Source organism: Pseudomonas sp. Kh14, from assembly GCF_900291005.1.
GTDB lineage: Bacteria > Pseudomonadota > Gammaproteobacteria > Pseudomonadales > Pseudomonadaceae > Aquipseudomonas > Aquipseudomonas alloputida.
Genome location: NZ_OLKJ01000009.1, coordinates 205,690 through 223,023, shown reverse-complemented (window position 1 = coordinate 223,023; position 17,334 = coordinate 205,690). Strand labels below are relative to the sequence as shown.

Genomic DNA, 17,334 nt, shown 5'->3' with positions numbered 1-17,334 from the left:
AAACCCGCCGGGTGAATGCCCGGCGGCATGGACGACCAGCAGTAAGGGAACTATGTGAAGCGAAGCAGTCCGCTGTCACCGCTGTTGCTGGGAGCCTTCGGGCTCCTGGCCCTGAACTTCCACCCGGTTGCCCAGGCAGCCGATGATATAGACCCCCACCTGCGCCAGATCGGGCCGTCGTTGCTACGCGATGCGCCCGAAGCGGTGCCCGCCCGCCCTCCCATCGGCATGGCCCCGGTCGCTAGTGGCGAACGGCTGAGCCTTACCGACGCAGTGCTGCAGGCAGCGCAATGGCACCCGAGCATCGCAGAGGCCATCGGCAACCTTTACAAGCAGGGCGAAGGCATCAACGTCGCCCGTGCGGGGTATTACCCACAGATTTCCGGCGGTATCCGCACCGGTTATGACACCGGCTATGGCGGCGACCGCAATAGCCAGGCCCTGAACCTGTCGCTCAAACAAATGCTCTATGACTTCGGCAAGGTCGACAGCGCCGTCAACGCGGCCCAGGCTGCCGCCGCCCGGGCACAGGCCAATATCCTGCTGGTGGTCGACGATCTGGCCCGCGACACAGCCTATGCCTGGATCGAAACCCGCCGCTACGAGCAACTGATGACGATTGCCCGCGACCAGATTCGCGGCGTGTGCGACATTGCCGGGATGGCGCGCCAGCGCAGCGACATGGGCGCCAGCACCCGTTCCGACGTGGTACAGGCCGAGTCCCGCGTGGAAAGCGCCCGTGCCACCCTGGAGGAGTACCAGTCGCAGTACGAGCGCTGGCGCTCGACCCTGGCGGCGCTGATGGGCCGCGTTACCCCTCCGGCACTGGCCGAGGGCTCACCCACCGAGCTGGACCAGGCCTGCAAGCGCCCTGCACAGGGTGATGACCGCCTGCCCGCCGTGCTGATGGCCCTGGCCCAGCGCGCACAGGGCCAGGCCGAGCTGGCCCAGGCCAAGGCGGAGGCCTACCCTACCCTGTCGTTGCAACCGCAGGTCAATCATTACCTGGACGACGACTACAACCGCGATAACGCACGGCTGGACCGCACCCAGGCGGGCATCTACCTGAACGTCGAAGTTCCCATCTACCAAGGGGGCTCCATCAGCGCCCGCACCCGCGCTGCCGGCCACGCGCTGACCGCCGCCGATTCCGCCGAAGACGCCGCACGCCTGCAAGCGCGTCGGGGCCTGGCCGAGGCCAAGGCGCAAACCTCCGGGCTGGGCCGCAGGCTGACCTCGCTGGAAGCCCGCCAGGTCAGCATTCAGGAGGCACGCATGCTCTACGGGCGTCAGTACCTGGACCTGGGCACACGGCCACTGCTCGACCTGCTCAACGCCGAGCAGGAGATCTACCAGTCACGCTTCGAACTTGCCGGCACCCGCTCCGATCTGCTGCGCCTGGATGTCGACTGCCTGTACAACACCGGCGCCCTGCGCACGGCCTTTGGCCTTGAGGGGCGCAACCTGCAAGGTGTGGAGATCCAGCCATGAGTGATTCGATCGATGTGACCCTGCCCAACCAGGCGCCCGCGCCGGAGCAGGCCGCCGCCCACCGGCCAGACCTTGGCCCCTGGCTTGAGGTGATGTTGCAGGTGGCACACCACTACCGCCTGGACGTATCACCCCAGCGTATTCGCCTGGCCGCTGCGGAGGATGCCCGCCCGTTGAATGAAATCCTCCGCCACATGGCACGTCAGGCGGGGCTTGTATTGCGCTTCGTGCACTTCGATGCCAAGGGCCTGCGGCAATGGCGCACGCCGCTGGTGCTGGAGCTGGACGATGGGCAGCTGGCGGTGGTCGAGTCGGTGACCGAAGAGGACGACCTGGCAGTGGTGTTCGCCGGTGACCAGGGCCTGACTTCGCGCCTGCCCCGCAACACCCTGAAAGGCCGTATCAACCGCGTGGCCCTGCTGCGCCCGGCCCGGCCACTGCGCGATGTGCGCACCGACGACTACACCGCGCCTTACGACCGCCACTGGTTCGCCCGCATCGTACTGCGCGACCTGCGTCCCTATGGGCAGGTGATGGTCGCGTCACTGGTGGCCAACGTGCTGGCGCTTGCCGGCGTGCTGTTCTCGATGCAGGTGTACGACCGAGTGATACCGGCTGAATCCCTGCCCACCCTCTACGTCCTGTTCGGCGGTGTGGTGTTGGCACTGGTGTTCGACTTCAGCATGCGCCTGCTGCGGCTAAAGGTGACCGACCTGCTCGGCAAGCGCGCCGACCTGCGGGTGAGCGACCTGGTCTACGGCCATGCCCTGCGCCTGCGCAACTCGGTGCGGCCGAAGTCCACCGGCTCATTCATCTCGCAGTTGCGCGAGCTGGAGTCGATCCGCGACCTGATCACGTCCAGCACCGCCACGGTACTGGCCGACCTGCCGTTCTTCCTGCTGTTCCTGTTCGTGTTCTGGCTGATCGGCGGCGTACTGGTGTTCATCCCGCTGGTCGCGCTGCTGGCCATGGTGTTACCCGGGTTGCTTGCACAACGGCGCCTGGCACGGTTGGCCAATGCCTCGATGCGTGAGTCGGCACTGCGCAACGCCATGCTGGTGGAAAGTATCCAGGGCCTGGACGAGATCAAGGCACTGCAGGCAGAGGCACGCTTCGAACGACAGTGGAACCAGTACAACGCGGCCTGCGCGCACACCAACCTGCGCCTGCGCACCCTCACCAACGGCCTGGTGACCTGGACGCAGAACGTGCAGGGTGCCGTGTTTGCCGTGGTCATCGTGATCGGCGCCCCCATGGTCATCGCCGGCGACCTCACCACGGGTAGCCTGGTGGCGGCATCCATGCTTTCATCGCGGATGATGGCGCCGCTGGCCCAGCTGACCCATGTGCTGACCCGCTGGCAGCAGGCCAAGGTCGCGCTGCAAGGCCTGGACAAGCTGATGCAGTCGCCGGTCGACCACCCCGAAGGCGAAGCCCGCGTGCACCTGCCGGCCATTCACGGCGAGTACCGCCTGCGCCAGGCCAACTTCCGCTACAGCGAAGACTACCCGCCAGTGCTGAACATTGGCCGGCTGGACATCCAGCCGGGCGAGCGCATTGCCGTGCTGGGCCGCAACGGCGCCGGCAAATCAACATTGCTGCAGGCGCTGGGTGGGGCCATGGACCTGGTGCAGGGCGAGATCAGCCTGGACGGCATCGCCATGGCCCACCTTGACCCTGCTGACCTGCGCCGTGACGTCGGCCTGCTGCCGCAGTACGCGAGGCTGTTCCACGGCACCCTGCGGGAAAACCTCACCCTCGGCGCCGGCCAGGCCAGCGACCAGGAACTGGTGGCCGCGCTGGCCGCCACTGGCGCACTGGACTTCGTCCGCCGCCTGCCCAAGGGCATGGACCACTTGATCCTCGAAGGGGGCGTGGGCTTGTCTGGCGGCCAGCGCCAAGCCCTGGTGCTGTCGCGCCTGCTGGTACGCCAGCCGCAGGTGCTGCTGCTGGACGAACCGACCGCGTCGCTGGACGACATGACCGAGCGCAAGCTGCTGGATAACCTGGAGCGCTTCTGTCAGGGCCGTACATTGGTGATCGCAACCCATCGACTGAGTGTTCTGCAGCGGGTCGACCGCATCCTGGTGCTGGACGCCGGGCGCATCGTCATCGATGACGCGCGCGATGCCGCCCTGGCCAAACTGCAAGGAGCCCAGGCATGAGCAACCATGAACTCCCGGCCTCCTACCTGGACGGGCAGGACGACCAGGCGGTATTCCGCGCCGGCCGCATCATCACCCTCTGCGCGCTGATGCTGGCGGCGTTCCTGGCCTGGGCCGCCTGGTTCGAGGTGACCGAGGTATCCACCGGCACAGGCAAGGTCATTCCAAGTTCGCGAGAGCAGGTCATCCAGTCGTTCGAGGGCGGTATCGTCGCGCAGATGAGCGTGGCCGAAGGCGACCTGGTCGAGCGCGGCCAGGTGCTGGCCCAGCTCGACCCGACCAAGACGGCTTCCAGTGTTGGTGAAAGCGAAGCCAAATACCGCGCTGCCAGGGCCAGTCAGGCCCGCCTGCAAGCAGAGGTAACCGGCAAGCCACTGACCTTCCCGGAGAGCCTGCGCGACTCTCCTGACCTGATCGATGCCGAAACCGCGTTGTACCAGACCCGCCGCCGCGGCCTGGAACAGACCCTGGCGGGTATTCAGGACTCGTTGCAGCTGGTGCGCAGCGAGCTGAAGATCACCGAGAACCTGGCAAAGATGGGTGCCTCCAGCCGGGTTGAAGTGATCCGCCTGAACCGCCAGCGTTCCGAGCTGGAACTCAAGGCCAACGAGGCACGCTCGGACTATCTGGTGCGCGCCCGGGAAGAACTGGCCAAGGCCAGCGCCGAAGCGGACGCCCTGTCGGAAGTGATCCGCGGGCGCAGCGACTCGCTCACCCGCCTGACCCTGCGCTCGCCGGTGCGCGGCATCGTGAAGGACATCGAGGTCAACACCCTGGGTGGCGTGGTGCAGCCCGGTGGCCAGGTGATGAAGATCGTGCCGATGGACGAACGCCTGCTGATCGAAACCCGCATCGCGCCACGGGACATCGCCTTCATTCACCCCGACCAGGCGGCCAAGGTCAAGATCAGTGCCTATGACTACTCGGTCTATGGCGGGCTGGACGGCAAGGTGGTGGGCATCTCGCCGGATACCCTGCAGGACGAGGTCAAACCGGAAATCTACTACTACCGCGTGTTCATCCGCACCGAACAGGACAGCTTGCAGAACAAGGCCGGCAAGCGTTTTGCGATCGTGCCAGGGATGATTGCCACGGTGGATATCCGAACGGGCGAGAAAACCATCCTTGATTACCTGATCAAACCGCTGAACCGGGCCAAGGAGGCCCTGCGTGAACGCTGATCCAAGCGTTTACACACCTCCCCTGTGGGCGCGGGCATGCCCGCACCCGCAGGGGCCCAGGTACTCCTGGGTTCTGTGCAAATTGCCTAAAGCCTGACCCAAACAGGCCGATAACCGGTTATCCCCTGCTCCCCACCGAAGGTCACCATGGCCACGCAAAATGCCCGCGCGGATTCGCTATCCCTGCTGCTGTTCACCCTGCGCAGCGGCAAGCTGATGGCAATCAACCTGCTCAAGGTCAGCGAGATCATCCCCTGCCCGCCGCTGACCAAGCTGCCTGAGTCGCACCCCCACGTAAAAGGTGTGGCAACCCTGCGCGGCCACTCGCTGTCGGTCATCGACTTGTCTCGCGCCATTGGCGAACAGCCACTGGTCGACCCGCAGGGTGGCTGCCTGATCGTTACCGAGATCAGCCGCTCGCGCCAAGGCCTGCATGTACAGGCGGTCAGTCGTATCGTGCATTGCCTGAGCACCGACATCAAACCGCCGCCTTACGCCTCGGGCACCCGCTCGTTCATCACCGGTGTGACGCGCGTCGACAACACCCTGGTGCAGGTGCTGGACATCGAAAAAGTCATACACGCCATCGCCCCGCCCGTCGCCGAGCCAGTGCACAGCACCTTGAACGAAGAAGATGCCAGCCTGCTGGCCGCCGCCAATATCCTGGTGGTGGACGACAGCCAGGTGGCCTTGCAGCAGTCGGTGCACACCCTGCGCAACCTCGGTATCGAATGCCACACCGCGCGCAGCGCCAAAGACGCCATCAATGTGCTGCTGGAGCTGCAAGGCACCGCGCAGGAGATCAACATCATCGTCTCCGACATCGAAATGAGCGAAATGGACGGCTACGCCTTCACCCGCACGCTGCGTGAAACTCCTGACTTCCAGCACCTGTACGTGCTGCTGCACACCTCGCTGGACAGTGCCATGAGCAGTGAAAAGGCGACCCAGGCCGGGGCCAATGCCATCCTTACCAAGTTCTCCTCGCCAGAGCTGACCGATTGTCTGGTGGTGGCTGCGCGTACCGTGGTGTTCGCCGAGCACTGATATATTCAGCGACAAACTCCCCGGCTTGCCGCCGGGGGTGACTCGGGCATAATTCGCGCCCCTCGCAAGAAAATTGCCGGAATCGCGTATGAAGCTTCTTAGCTCTATCTTGATCAGCTGCGCCCTCTTCAGCGGTATTGCCCAGGCCTCCAGTAGCCAGGCCTGGAACGAGCAGCGCCAGCAGATGCTCAAGGCTTGCCTGACCGCCAGCCAGTTCAAGGACGCCCATGCCCGCGGCAAGCCCGCCGAGTTCGATGACCAGGCAGGCATGAGTGCCCTGCTGATCGAAGGCGTCTACCCACAGAAGCACATGCAGCAGCGCACCGGCACCGAACTGTGCCTGTACGACCGCCAGCACCAGCGTGCTTTCGTCAGTGAATGGAGCCCGGAAGCCAAGTGACCGACCGCTTACGTTTCGGCTGTACCGGCTGCGGCAAATGCTGCACCGGCCACCATGTGCCCCTGACGCTGGCCGAAGCGCGTCGCTGGGCGGACGATGCCGGCCAGGTGGTGGTACTGATCGAGGCCTTCGTCGTGGACGGCCCCGGCATGCCGCTGGATCAACGTGACCATGTGCTGCGACGCTCCCATCCGGTGCATTGCGGCGAAGGCGAGGCACGCGTCTCGGTGACCTTTGCTGCATTCAACCCAGGACGTTGCCGTAACCTCGACGCCAACGACCTCTGCACCATCTATGAGCAGCGCCCACTGGTCTGTCGCATCTATCCGGTAGAAATCAACCCGCATATTCCACTGCGGCCAGACAGCAAGGACTGCCCACCGGAGGCCTGGCAACAGGGGCCGGAGCTGATTCACGGCACGCAACTGGTCGACGTGGAACTGCAGGCGCTGGTACAGGCTTCGCGCCGGGCCGATCGCGATGACATTGCCGCCAAGGTGGCGGTGTGCCAGGCGTTGGGCATGACGACCAGTGCGCTCAAGGGTAACGGTTTTACCGCCTACTTGCCGGATATGGGGGCGTTTGCTGCGGCGCTGGCGCAGGTACAGGGGAATGAAGGGGCGCAGTGGACCTTGCATGTGCAGGATGAAGCGCTGACGGCAAGCTTGCAGGCACTGGGTTTGCGCACAACCCATGAAACCCCGGTTTATTACGCCTTTATCGGTTTCTAGCCTGGCCATTTTGCCCAAGGCGGCGCACTGTGCAGGCGCCCTGGCACGGGACTTTCGCCGAAAGCCCCGTTGTTTCCTCCAAGGATCGTTACCTTTTGCGCAACAGTGCTTATCGCACTTCGCTCTGTTTCGAGTGCACTGAAAGGACTAACTTTACCCCTGTCCTCATTAGCACTTGCACCGCAAGAAGGTAGTTTCAAATGTCCAACAGTATGGGTATTGCCAGCGTCTTCGTCCTGTCTTCCCTGTTGTTGTCGCCCCTGGCCATGGCCGAAGAATCCCCGGCATTCGTTGCCCGTAATGCAGAGTTCGCGGCTGTCCATCAAGAGGCCCGTGACGCTGTAGCCGCAAACAAGGCCGAAACCGTAAAAGACGCGAAACAGACAGCTTCCAAAGTCAGCGTCGATGCCAATGCCGACAGCTGATCACGCGCTGTCGCTGCTCCCGTTTTCCCTTGGCTACGCCATGGGCACCCCCGGTGCCGATATGTTAGCCTTTTAAAGCCGCTGCCGATCAGCGGCTTTTTTTATGTGCTTTAACGCTCAGCCCGGCTGTAACGTGTACCTATAAAAAAGACGCACATTCAAATATAAACACTGCCCCACCGTCAGACCCAAGGAGCTAGTACCGGTGCCTTCCGCGTTTCGTTTTACCCCGCTTTTCATTGCGTTGTCTGCAACGATCCCTTTCGCCGCCCAGGCAGATGAAGACAAGGCTGATGGCTTCATCGAAGGTTCGTCCTTCAACCTGCATTTTCGTAATGCCTACTTCAACCGCGACAACCACAACGCCGGCGTGCGCGACACCCGCGAGTGGGGCCAGGGCGCGGTAGCGCGTTTCGAGTCGGGCTACACCCCGGGTGTAGTCGGCTTTGGCCTGGATGCTCATGCCATGCTGGGCCTGAAGCTCGACGGCGGTGGCGGCCATGCCGGCACCAGCATCCTGCCCGAACACATCAAGGACGACGGCGAACTGGGCGCTGCCCCGCATTCGTTCTCCACTGCCGGTGCTGCGGTCAGGCTGAAAGCCTTCGACACCGAGCTGAAAGCCGGTGACCTGTTCCTCACCAACCCGGTGATCGCCGGCGGCGAAACGCGCATGCTGCCGCAAACCTTCCGCGGTGTAAGCCTGACCAACACCAGCATCGACGGCCTGTTGCTCGAAGGTGGCCAGGTCAGTTTCACCCACCCGTACAACCAGAGCGGCCACCGCCGCATCGACACCTACTACGGGTCACTGGATGAGCACGACAAGAGCAAGCACCTGAACTGGGCCGGCGCGTCGTGGAGCGGTACCGAGCACATCACCGCCAACCTGTACGCCGCCGAGCTGAAGGACATCTGGAACCAGTACTACGCGGACTTCGACTACACCTATGTGGTCAATGACCTGGTCAGCCTGAACCCGGGCGTGCACTTCTATCACACCCAGGACACCGGCCAGGCCCTGCTAGGCAAGATCGACAACAACACCTACAGCGTGCACTTCACCGTCAACGCAGGCTTCCACAGCGTCACCGCTGCCTACCAGCGAGTGAACGGCAACACGCCATTCGACTACATCAACCTGGGCGACAGCGTGTACCTGGACAACTCGCGCATGTACTCGGACTTCAACGCGCCGAACGAGCGTTCGTGGAAACTGCAGTACGGCTATGACTTCGCCGGTGTCGGCGTGCCTGGTTTGTCCACTTCGCTGTCCTACTCGCGCGGCGAGGCTGACCTGACCAAGGCCACTCAGGACACCACTCACTACGACTACTACCGTGAGGATGGCAAGAACGCCATGCACTGGGAGCGCGACCTGGACGTGAAATACGTGTTCCAGGAGGGTGACCTCAAGGACCTGTCGGTGCTGGTACGCTATGCCACTCACCGCGGCAGCCAGGGTTATGCGTCGATCGACAGCAACAGCGACAACGATGAACTGCGGGTAATCGTCGATTACCCACTGAACGTGTTCTGATCTTGCGCTGCAAGCATCGCAAATAACCCTGTGGGAGCGGCTTCAACCGCGAAGAAGGCACCGCGGTGTTGGGCACCGGCTGCGCCGATGTTCGCGGGTAAACCCGCTCCTACAGGCGACGGCAAATCGAAAAGTACGGTACACCGTGCTTCCGTCGGACAAATCTTGTCCGACAATGCCCGCTTCCCTAGAATATCGCCGCCGCGAATGGCCCTGCCCACGCAGTAGCGAGCATGCCCACCCAATCCCCGCGTTTCGCAGTCTACAGGTCGCACCCCGAGCTGATCCTCAACCTGGGCAGTTGCCTTGCCGTGCTCGCCATCGTGGCCATCGTCAGCTACTTGCTTGCCCGCGAGCGCGAAAGTATCGAGCAGTCGGCGGTGCGCTCGTCGAACAACATCGTGCAGCTGATCGAAAGCGACATTCTGCGCAACGTCGAACTCTACGACCAATCACTGCAAGGCCTGATCTGGGCCGTCGGCCGCAAGGAACTGCCGGAAGTCCCCGGCCCGATACGCCAGCGCCTGCTGTTCAATGAAGCCTTCGTCGACCGCAAGCGCGGTGACGTGCTGTGGCTGGACAAGCAAGGCAATATCGTTGGCGACTCCACCAGCAGCGTGCCGCGCAAGGCCAACTTCGGCGACACCGGGGTATTCAAGGCCCACCAGCACAATGCCAACCTCGGCTTGCTGGTGGGCCCCCCTTTCAAGGCCAAGCTTGGCGACCTGGACTGGTGTATCAGTTTCAGCCGACGTATCTCCGGCCCCAATGGCGAGTTCGCCGGGTTGGCAGCGGGTGCGCTGCGCCTGTCGTACTTCAATGAGTTGTTCCAGCGCCTGGACATTGGCCACGACAGCAGCATCAACCTGTTCAATACCGATGGGCAGTTGCTCGTCCGCCAGCCCTACCGCGGGCAGGACCCGCTGATTGGCACCTACTACACCGAACGGCCCAATTTCAAACGCATCCTCAGTGAACAGAGCGGTAGCTTCACCGCCCGCTCCCACAGCAGCGGCAAGCTGCGCATGTTCACCTTCGCCCGGGTCGCGCAGTTGCCACTGATCGTGCTGGTGGCGCACTCGGCCGACGAGGTGTTCGAGTCCTGGCGCCGCACGGCCATTCTGGTCAGCGTCGCCACCGGCGGTCTGTGCGTGGGCATTCTCTGGCTGACTTTGCTGCTGGGCCGCGAACTGCGCCGCCGCCACGAAGCCGAAGAAGACCTGGCCATGCTCGCTTCCACCGATAGCCTGACTGGCCTGGCTAACCGCCGCAGGCTGGACCATGTGCTGCGTCAAGAATGGGCCCGTGCTCAACGTAGCCGTAAGCCGCTGGCGGTACTGATGGTGGACGTGGACCACTTCAAGGCATTCAACCAGCGCCATGGCCATGCCGGTGGCGACCATGCCTTGCGCGAGGTGGCCAAGGCCATCGAGACATGCATTCGTCGCCCCGCGGACCTGGCTGCGCGCTATGGTGGGGAGGAGTTTCAGGTAGTGTTGCCGGAAACCGATCTGGCCGGTGCCCAGCTACTGGCTGAACGCATCCGCGCCAGCGTCGAGGCGCTGGCGCCGTTTGCGGATGATGCCCACGCCGTGACCGTGAGCATCGGTATCGGTCTGTCCGGCACCCAGCAGGACCTTGGCAGGCTGCTGGGTGCTGCGGACGAAGCGCTCTACCGCGCCAAGGCCAATGGCCGCAATCGGGTAGAGGGCCCGCTCGATTAGGAGCGGGCGCGAGCGGCGTTGCGCAGGGCCTTGACCTGGTCATGGTTGCGCTGCACGCCTTGCAGCTGCTTTTCCACCAGGCTGTAGGTCATGTCGCTGGCAGTGCGGCCCAGTTTCACCAGCTTTTCGCGGGCTTCCTTGTAGGCCTTGAGGGCGTGGTCCTCGCCCCGCTCCACCTCGTTCAGCACTGCTTCCTCGTCCTTGCCGGTGACCATCGACTTGAGGTTGACCCAGCCGCGGTGCAGGTCGCCACTGATGCTGGTAGAGGTTTCAGGATCGCCGCCCAGACGGCGCACTTCGCTCTGCAGCTCACTGGCAGCGTTGGCGCACTCGCCCGCACGCTGGACGAAGAACGCTTTCAGTTCGGGGTTCTTCACATCATCGGCCGAGGCCTTGAAACCTTTCTCGCCATCCTTGCTGTACTCGATCAGGTCGTTGAGTACATCGATCACGTCTTTGTTGGGGTTGCTCATGGTCGAACTCCTTGGCAGGTGATAGTCCTCTAGAGAGTTGCAGTGTTCGTGCCACGCTTTCAAAAAACGTAAAACCCTTACTATTCAATAACTTACAGCTTGATTGGCGACTGATGGTTACGGCGTTCTGCATGATTGCCGCTTGGGGCTTCGTGCAGATTGCAGTATGGTCGGCGCCTTTCCACAGCCAGGTGCGCGAAGATGAAGCCGGAAACTCTCGAACTACTGGTGACCCGCAGCATGCCGTTCGGCAAGTACCAGGGAAGGATCATTGCCGACCTGCCCGGTGACTACCTGGCATGGTTTGCGCGCAAGGGCTTCCCGGCAGGAGAACTGGGCGGGATGCTGGCGTTGATGCATGAGATCGATCACAACGGGCTGGGTGATCTACTGGTGCCGTTGCGGCAGAAACATCGCCGTTGAAAGGCCAACGCGGGCTCTGTGGGAGCGGCCTTGTATCGCGAAAGGGCTGCGAAGCAGCCCCAGATTTTCAGCTTCGCAACTTAGATTGCCGGGGCCGCTTTGCGGCCCTTTCGCCACACAAGGCCGCTCCCACAGAACGAGGTCTGCTCATACACTTTTAGCAGGCGCCACGGCCAACTCCACACGCTCGCTCTTCTTGATAACCGCATACACCACCGCTGTCACCAGGCTACCCGCCACAATCGCCAGCAAATACAGCAACGCATGGTTGATCGCGTTGGGGATCAACAACACGAACAAGCCGCCATGCGGCGCCATCAGCTTGCAGCCAAAATACATCGACAATGCCCCGGTCAACGCACCACCGGCGATACTGGCCGGGATCACCCGTAACGGGTCCTTGGCGGCAAACGGAATCGCCCCCTCGGAGATGAAGCACAGCCCCAGCGCCAGCGCCGCCTTGCCCGCCTCGCGCTCGCTCTGGGCGAACTTGCGCCGGGCCAGGAAGGTGGCAATCCCCAGGCCAATCGGCGGCACCATGCCGGCGGCCATGGTGGCCGCCATTGGCGCGTAGCTCGACGATGCCAGCAGCCCCACCGAGAACGCATAGGCGGCCTTGTTGATCGGCCCGCCAAGGTCGACGCACATCATGCCGCCCAGCAACAGCCCCAGCAGGATCGCATTGGTGGTGCCCATGCTGTCGAGGAAGTGCGTCAGGCCTTCGAGCATCGCCGCTACCGGCTGGCCGACCACGTAGATCATCACCAGCCCGGTGAACAGACTGGCCAGCAATGGAATGATCAGGATCGGCTTGAGCGCCTCCAGGCTGCTGGGCAAGCGCGCCCATCGGGCAATGGCCTTGGCGCTGTAACCGGCGAGGAAACCGGCGACGATGCCACCGATGAAGCCGGCCCCCAAGGTGCTGGCCAACAGGCCGCCGATCATGCCCGGGGCCAGCCCGGGGCGGTCGGCGATGGACCAGGCGATATAGCCCGCCAGTAGCGGAACCATCAGTTTGAAGGCGGCTTCACCGCCAATCTGCATCAACGCCGCCGGCAAGGTACCCGCCTCTTTGTAGGCCTCGATACCGAACACGAACGACAGGGCAATCAGCAGGCCGCCGGCCACCACCATCGGCAGCATGAACGACACGCCGGTCAGCAAGTGCTTGTACACGCCGGTTTTCTCGCCCTTGGTCGGTGTGGTCGCCGCTGCGGCGTCGGCAGCGTTTTCCACCGTGGCTTGCGCCAGGGCTTTGTCCAGGGTAGCGCGGGCCTGCTTGAGGGCAATGCCGGTACCACAACGGTAAATACGTTTGCCGGCGAAACGTGCAGTGGGTACTTCAATGTCGGCGGCCAGCAGCACCACGTCGGCCGCAGCGATGGCGTCAGCGGACAAGGGGTTGCGCGCACCGACCGAGCCCTGGGTCTCGACGGTAAGCTGGTAGCCCAGTTGTTGTGCGGCTTGCTGCAAGGCCTCTGCGGCCATGAAGGTATGGGCTACGCCGGTCGGGCATGCAGTGACGGCAACGATGCGAGCGCCAGCACTGCCAGTTGCGGCAGGGGTGTCTGTCACTGCGGCCAGCAGCTCGGCGTTGGCCGCTGCTTCGTCGAGAAAGCCTTCGCGATCAGCCAGCGCCTGGGACGGCGTGCTTTGGTACAGGCGCTTGCCGACGAAGCGGGCCAGATCCACCGGCCCGGGGCTGACCACAAGCACCCAGTCAGCCTCGGCGATCTGTGCGGCGCTCAGTTGCCGCTCGGGGTGTTCAGTATTCTGCACTTCGACGCTGGTGCTCCAGCCGCGACGCTGGGCAGCGGCGGACAGCAAGCGTGCACTCAGTACACTCGATACCTGGCCATTGGGGCAGGCGGTGACTATGGCAATGTTCATCGGCAACCCTCTTGTTGTTCTGTAAGTTGCACGGCCGCCTCCAACTGCGCCAGGTGCTCGCGGTCATGGATGCCGAAGCCAACCTGGGTAACGGCCTGGGCGGCGATGGCAGTGGCCCGGGTCAACGTCTGCGCAGGCGCCTCGGCCAGCAGCAGGCCGTGGACCATGCCGGCCACCAGCGAATCCCCCGCCCCCACCGTGCTGGCAACCCGCACCTTGGGTGGGCGGGCCTGCAGGGCCAGATCGCGACTGAACCAACTGACGCCCTGCTCGCCCGCAGACACCACCACGTGTTCAACGCCACTGTCCAGCAGGCGCTTGGCGGCGGCGCGCTGTTGCGCCAGGTTATCCACAGCCAGGCCCAACACTTCGCCCAGTTCTTCGGTATTGGGCTTGACCAACCAGGGCGCGCTTTGCAAGCCGACACGCAGGGCTTCACCACTGCTGTCCAGGACTACCTTGAGGCCTTGGGCCTTCAACCGTTCGAGCAACTGGCGGAACCAGTCGGCACTGATTCCACGCGGCAGGCTACCGGCCACCACCACGGCATCGTGACCGGGGGCAATCTGTTCCAGCCTGTGCAGCAAGGCGCTGCGTGCCGCCTCGTCGACCTCCGGGCCCTGCCCGTTGATGTCGGTCACGCGGCCATCGGCCTCGACCAGCTTGATATTGCTGCGGGTTTCGCCCGGCACACGGACAAAGCAGTCGGTAAAACCGCGGCCGTCGATCAGCGCCTCGAAGGGCTGCAGATTGTCGCGCCCGAGGAAACCGCCCACGGTTACGCTGTGCCCCAGGTCGGCCAGTACCTGGGCAACGTTCAGCCCCTTGCCTGCGGCGTGACTGTGCTGCGCCTGGCTACGGTTGACCTGCCCTGGGCGCAGAGTGTCCAGGCCGATGGTGATATCCAGCGCAGGGTTCAGGGTAAGAGTGAGGATCTTGGCCATTCAGTAACGCTCCACCAGCGCGCGAACTGCTGCGGCGCTGTCCTGTTGCAGGGCCTCGCGCGCCAGGGCGCGGGCTGCCTGATGATCGGCCTGGCGAACCAGTGCCTTGACTTCGGCGATGCTGCGCGCGGAGACGCTGAGTTCGTCCACGTCCAGCCCCAGCAGCACGGCCACCGCCTGCGGGTCGGCCGCCAGCTCGCCACACACGCCCACCCACTTGCCGTGGGCATGGGCGGCGCGCACGGTCATGTCGATCAGGCTCAATACCGCCGGGTGCAGGCCATCGGCCTGTGCCGAGAGGCTGGGGTGGCCACGGTCGATGGCCAAGGTGTATTGAGTCAGGTCGTTGGTGCCGATGCTGAAGAAGTCCACTTCGCGCGCCAATTGCGCTGCCAGCAGGGCCGCTGAAGGGACCTCGACCATAATGCCCAGTTGCAGGTCGGCTACCGGGATTTCTGCACGCAGGCGCTCCACCATGGCCCGAGCCTCACGCCACTCGTGCACCTGGCCAACCATGGGAAACATGATACGCAACGGGCGCTGGTCGGCGGCCCGCAGCAACGCGCGCAACTGGTCTTCCATCACTTGCGGGCGCTGCAGGGTCAAACGCACGCCGCGCACGCCGAGGAAGGGATTTTCCTCGGCAGCGATCGGCCAGTAAGGCAACGGTTTGTCGCCGCCAACGTCAAGGGTTCGCACCACCAGCGGGCGCCCATCGAGGCCATCGAGCACGCGGCGGTACTCGGCTTCCTGGGTAGCCACATCCGGCGCTTGAGGGTGGGCCATGAAAATCAGTTCGGTGCGCAGCAGGCCGACACCTTCGGCGCCCTGCTCCACCACCTTGGCGATGCCGTTGCTATCGCCGATGTTGGCAAACACCTCAACGGCATGCCCATCACGGGTGATAGCCGGCTCGAAGCGGTTGGCCCAGGCGGCCTGCAGGCGTTGCTCGCGCAGGTCACGCTCGGCCAGCGCCCGCTGCAGCTCATCCGCTGGCGGTGCGACGCTGACCACACCACGCTGGCCATCGAGCAGCAGCGGCGTACCACTCTCCAACAGCAGTATCGATGCACCCGCGCCGACCACTGCTGGTATGCCCAACGCCCGGGCGACGATGGCACTGTGGGCCGTGGCGCCGCCCTGGGCGGTGACAATGCCGGCAACCCGGTTGGGGTCCAGGCGAGCGACATCGGATGGACCGACTTCGGTCATCACCAGCACATAGGGTTGCTCGGGTTCAACCTGCGCCTGCACACCACACAACTGCGCCAGCACGCGGCGGCCAATATCGCGCAGGTCGGCGGCGCGCTCGGCGAGCAGCGCATCGTGCAACGCCTCTTGCTGACGGGCCGCAGCTTCGATCACGGCCATCCATGCGGCCGCAGCGCTTTCGCCCTGGGCCAGGCGCTGTTCGACATCGTCGGTCAGGGCCGGGTCGGCAAGCATTTCCTGGTGGGTGACGAAAATTTCGCCAATGGCTTTGTCGCTGCGCAGGACCAAAGCCTGCAGTTCGCCGTTGACGGTAGCCAAGGCTTCGCGCAGTTTCTGCCGCTCCAAGGCGCACGATTCACCCCGCAAGGGATAGTCGAACTCACGCTCGACACAGACATGCGCCGGGCCGCTGGCAATGCCGGGGGCGGCGCCCACACCCTGGATACGGCTGCCGGCCGCTGGCGCTTGCAGTACTTCGGGTACGTCATCGGCAATGGGCGCGACGCTCTGCGGTAGCGGTTCTACCTCTTCACCCAAGCCTTGTTCGATAGCAGCCAGCAGCACCGGCAAGGCATCGGCAGCGATGCTCGGTTCGGCGACCAGTTCCAGTGCCTGACCACGGCGTGCGCCGAGGCTGAGCAGCTTGCTCAGGCTCTTCACCGATACGGCTGGCTGCGCGCTATCGACCAGGCGCACACGGATTTCCCCTTCAAAGCCTTTGGCCAGTTGTGCAAGCACCTTGGCCGGTCGCGCATGCAAACCATGTGGATTGGCCAGCACGACACGTGCGCTAGGCCAGTCCGCCGGCACTTCGCCGCCCAGCACTTCCAGCACCGCACGGCTGCTGGTGGCTTGGTAGAGCATCTGCCCACGGCCTTCGATCAGCACTTCGCACAGCCGCTCAAGCAGGGCCTCGTGAGCGGCGCCAAGGCTGGCCAGGCAGAACAGACCGTTGAGCGGCTGGTCGCGGTAACGCAGCGGCTGCTGCGGGGTGATGAAGGCGAGGCCCGGCTGACGAACCTGGCGCTCGCTGTGCAGCCACCACAGGCCCTCACCCAGCGGCAGCGGCTCGGCCTGCTGCAGCACGGCGGCAAAGCCACTGTCGACACAGTCGGCACGTTGCAGCAGGCGGGCACCGCGCCAGGCCAGTTCGTCGAAGTCTTCTGCCGGCACGTTCAGCCCGACCAGCTGCGCATCCAGCGCCAGCGCCTGGGGCGCGCCCTGCAGCAGCTTGAGCAGCGCTTCGGCAGAGCTGGCCCGGCGCAAGGCTTCGGCCAGGTCGGTCTCGCCCAACGCCCGGGTCAACAGCTGCAGCAGGCGCAGGTGTTCGTCGGAGCGGGCGGCAATACCAATGGCCAGGTAGACCATTTGCCCGTCACCCCAGTCTACCCCCTCGGGGAACTGCAGCAGGCGTACGCCGGTGGCATACACCAGGTCACGTGTTTGCGGCGTACCATGGGGAATGGCGATGCCCTGGCCAAGGAACGTGGAGCCTTGTGCTTCCCGGGCCTGCAGCCCTTGCAGGTAACCCTCGGCGACCAGACCGTCCGCAACCAGCCGATCCGCCAGAAGGCGTAACGCCTCGGCCTTGTCGGCGGCCTTCTGGCCCATGGCTATCTGCTCATTGGCGAGCTCGAGCATGACCTTCTCCTTTTGCAGTTCCCGTTCGGGTACTGGAGTATTGTTGT

The 17,334-nt window shown here is 64.1% G+C and carries 14 protein-coding genes; 10 read left to right on the top strand and 4 right to left on the bottom strand.

Translation table 11 applies throughout. The features are described 5' to 3' along the window. Window positions 1-54 precede the first annotated feature (54 nt). From FQ668_RS03515 to FQ668_RS03470, 9 genes are all read left to right on the top strand, one after another. Entirely contained in the window at window positions 55-1,491 is a 1,437-nt protein-coding gene (locus FQ668_RS03515; protein WP_019436958.1) for a TolC family outer membrane protein, read from the top strand. Then, window positions 1,488-3,656 carry a type I secretion system permease/ATPase gene (locus FQ668_RS03510; protein ID WP_019436957.1) on the top strand — a complete coding sequence of 723 codons (2,169 nt, stop codon included), beginning with the start codon at window positions 1,488-1,490 and terminating at the stop codon, window positions 3,654-3,656. Before FQ668_RS03515 ends, FQ668_RS03510 begins: the two co-directional genes overlap by 4 nt. After that, a complete protein-coding gene (locus FQ668_RS03505) occupies window positions 3,653-4,837 on the top strand; it encodes an HlyD family type I secretion periplasmic adaptor subunit (protein ID WP_010952039.1) in 1,185 nt (394 codons plus the stop codon). Before FQ668_RS03510 ends, FQ668_RS03505 begins: the two co-directional genes overlap by 4 nt. A gap of 147 nt (window positions 4,838-4,984) precedes the next feature. Beyond that, window positions 4,985-5,884, top strand: a complete 900-nt coding sequence (locus FQ668_RS03500; protein WP_014589719.1) for a chemotaxis protein — start codon at window positions 4,985-4,987, stop codon at window positions 5,882-5,884. An 88-nt stretch (window positions 5,885-5,972) separates the two neighbouring features. After that, the gene (locus FQ668_RS03495) at window positions 5,973-6,284 is read left to right on the top strand and encodes a hypothetical protein (RefSeq protein ID WP_014589718.1); all 312 of its coding nucleotides are present in this window, start codon (window positions 5,973-5,975) and stop codon (window positions 6,282-6,284) included. Further along, window positions 6,281-7,015, top strand: coding sequence for a YkgJ family cysteine cluster protein (locus FQ668_RS03490; protein ID WP_019436956.1), 735 nt, complete (start codon window positions 6,281-6,283; stop codon window positions 7,013-7,015). The genes FQ668_RS03495 and FQ668_RS03490 overlap by 4 nt, the downstream gene beginning before the upstream one ends. A 200-nt stretch (window positions 7,016-7,215) precedes the next feature. After that, the gene (locus tag FQ668_RS03485; RefSeq protein ID WP_019436955.1) at window positions 7,216-7,440 is read left to right on the top strand and encodes a hypothetical protein; all 225 of its coding nucleotides are present in this window, start codon (window positions 7,216-7,218) and stop codon (window positions 7,438-7,440) included. A 205-nt stretch (window positions 7,441-7,645) separates the two neighbouring features. After that, window positions 7,646-8,980 carry an OprD family porin gene (locus tag FQ668_RS03480; RefSeq protein ID WP_019436954.1) on the top strand — a complete coding sequence of 445 codons (1,335 nt, stop codon included), beginning with the start codon at window positions 7,646-7,648 and terminating at the stop codon, window positions 8,978-8,980. A 233-nt stretch (window positions 8,981-9,213) separates the two neighbouring features. Beyond that, window positions 9,214-10,704 carry a sensor domain-containing diguanylate cyclase gene (locus tag FQ668_RS03470; RefSeq protein ID WP_019436953.1) on the top strand — a complete coding sequence of 497 codons (1,491 nt, stop codon included), beginning with the start codon at window positions 9,214-9,216 and terminating at the stop codon, window positions 10,702-10,704. Here the strand turns inward: FQ668_RS03470 and FQ668_RS03465 are convergent. Continuing rightward, the gene (locus tag FQ668_RS03465) at window positions 10,701-11,177 is read right to left on the bottom strand and encodes a PA2169 family four-helix-bundle protein (protein ID WP_014589713.1); all 477 of its coding nucleotides are present in this window, start codon (window positions 11,175-11,177) and stop codon (window positions 10,701-10,703) included. The genes FQ668_RS03470 and FQ668_RS03465 overlap by 4 nt on opposite strands. Before the next feature lie 201 nt (window positions 11,178-11,378). On the opposite strand from FQ668_RS03465, the gene FQ668_RS03460 reads away from it, so the two are divergent. Beyond that, window positions 11,379-11,600: a DUF3820 family protein gene (locus FQ668_RS03460; RefSeq protein ID WP_014589712.1), complete on the top strand. Its 222-nt coding sequence runs from the start codon at window positions 11,379-11,381 to the stop codon at window positions 11,598-11,600. Between the two features lie 147 nt (window positions 11,601-11,747). Here the strand turns inward: FQ668_RS03460 and FQ668_RS03455 are convergent, their stop codons facing one another. The 3 genes from FQ668_RS03455 to ptsP are packed head-to-tail and all read right to left on the bottom strand — an operon-like array spanning window position 11,748 to window position 17,287. Further along, complete coding sequence (locus FQ668_RS03455; RefSeq protein WP_019436952.1) at window positions 11,748-13,490, bottom strand: PTS fructose-like transporter subunit IIB; 1,743 nt, start codon at window positions 13,488-13,490, stop codon at window positions 11,748-11,750. After that, window positions 13,487-14,434: a 1-phosphofructokinase gene (pfkB, locus tag FQ668_RS03450; protein WP_014589710.1), complete on the bottom strand. Its 948-nt coding sequence runs from the start codon at window positions 14,432-14,434 to the stop codon at window positions 13,487-13,489. Before pfkB ends, FQ668_RS03455 begins: the two co-directional genes overlap by 4 nt. Continuing rightward, complete coding sequence (gene ptsP / locus FQ668_RS03445) at window positions 14,435-17,287, bottom strand: phosphoenolpyruvate--protein phosphotransferase (protein WP_014589709.1); 2,853 nt, start codon at window positions 17,285-17,287, stop codon at window positions 14,435-14,437. Window positions 17,288-17,334: the final 47 nt, after the last annotated feature.

Bases quoted from the DNA above. Each gene is read 5' to 3' on its own strand.
- FQ668_RS03510 (WP_019436957.1), top strand. From the start codon at position 1,488: ATGAGTGATTCGATCGATGTGACCCTGCCCAACCAGGCGCCCGCGCCG.
- FQ668_RS03505 (WP_010952039.1), top strand. From the start codon at position 3,653: ATGAGCAACCATGAACTCCCGGCCTCCTACCTGGACGGGCAGGACGAC.
- FQ668_RS03500 (WP_014589719.1), top strand. From the start codon at position 4,985: ATGGCCACGCAAAATGCCCGCGCGGATTCGCTATCCCTGCTGCTGTTC.
- FQ668_RS03495 (WP_014589718.1), top strand. From the start codon at position 5,973: ATGAAGCTTCTTAGCTCTATCTTGATCAGCTGCGCCCTCTTCAGCGGT.
- FQ668_RS03485 (WP_019436955.1), top strand. From the start codon at position 7,216: ATGTCCAACAGTATGGGTATTGCCAGCGTCTTCGTCCTGTCTTCCCTG.
- FQ668_RS03470 (WP_019436953.1), top strand. From the start codon at position 9,214: ATGCCCACCCAATCCCCGCGTTTCGCAGTCTACAGGTCGCACCCCGAG.
- FQ668_RS03465 (WP_014589713.1), bottom strand. From the start codon at position 11,177: ATGAGCAACCCCAACAAAGACGTGATCGATGTACTCAACGACCTGATC.
- FQ668_RS03460 (WP_014589712.1), top strand. From the start codon at position 11,379: ATGAAGCCGGAAACTCTCGAACTACTGGTGACCCGCAGCATGCCGTTC.
- FQ668_RS03455 (WP_019436952.1), bottom strand. From the start codon at position 13,490: ATGAACATTGCCATAGTCACCGCCTGCCCCAATGGCCAGGTATCGAGT.
- pfkB (WP_014589710.1), bottom strand. From the start codon at position 14,434: ATGGCCAAGATCCTCACTCTTACCCTGAACCCTGCGCTGGATATCACC.
- ptsP (WP_014589709.1), bottom strand. From the start codon at position 17,287: ATGCTCGAGCTCGCCAATGAGCAGATAGCCATGGGCCAGAAGGCCGCC.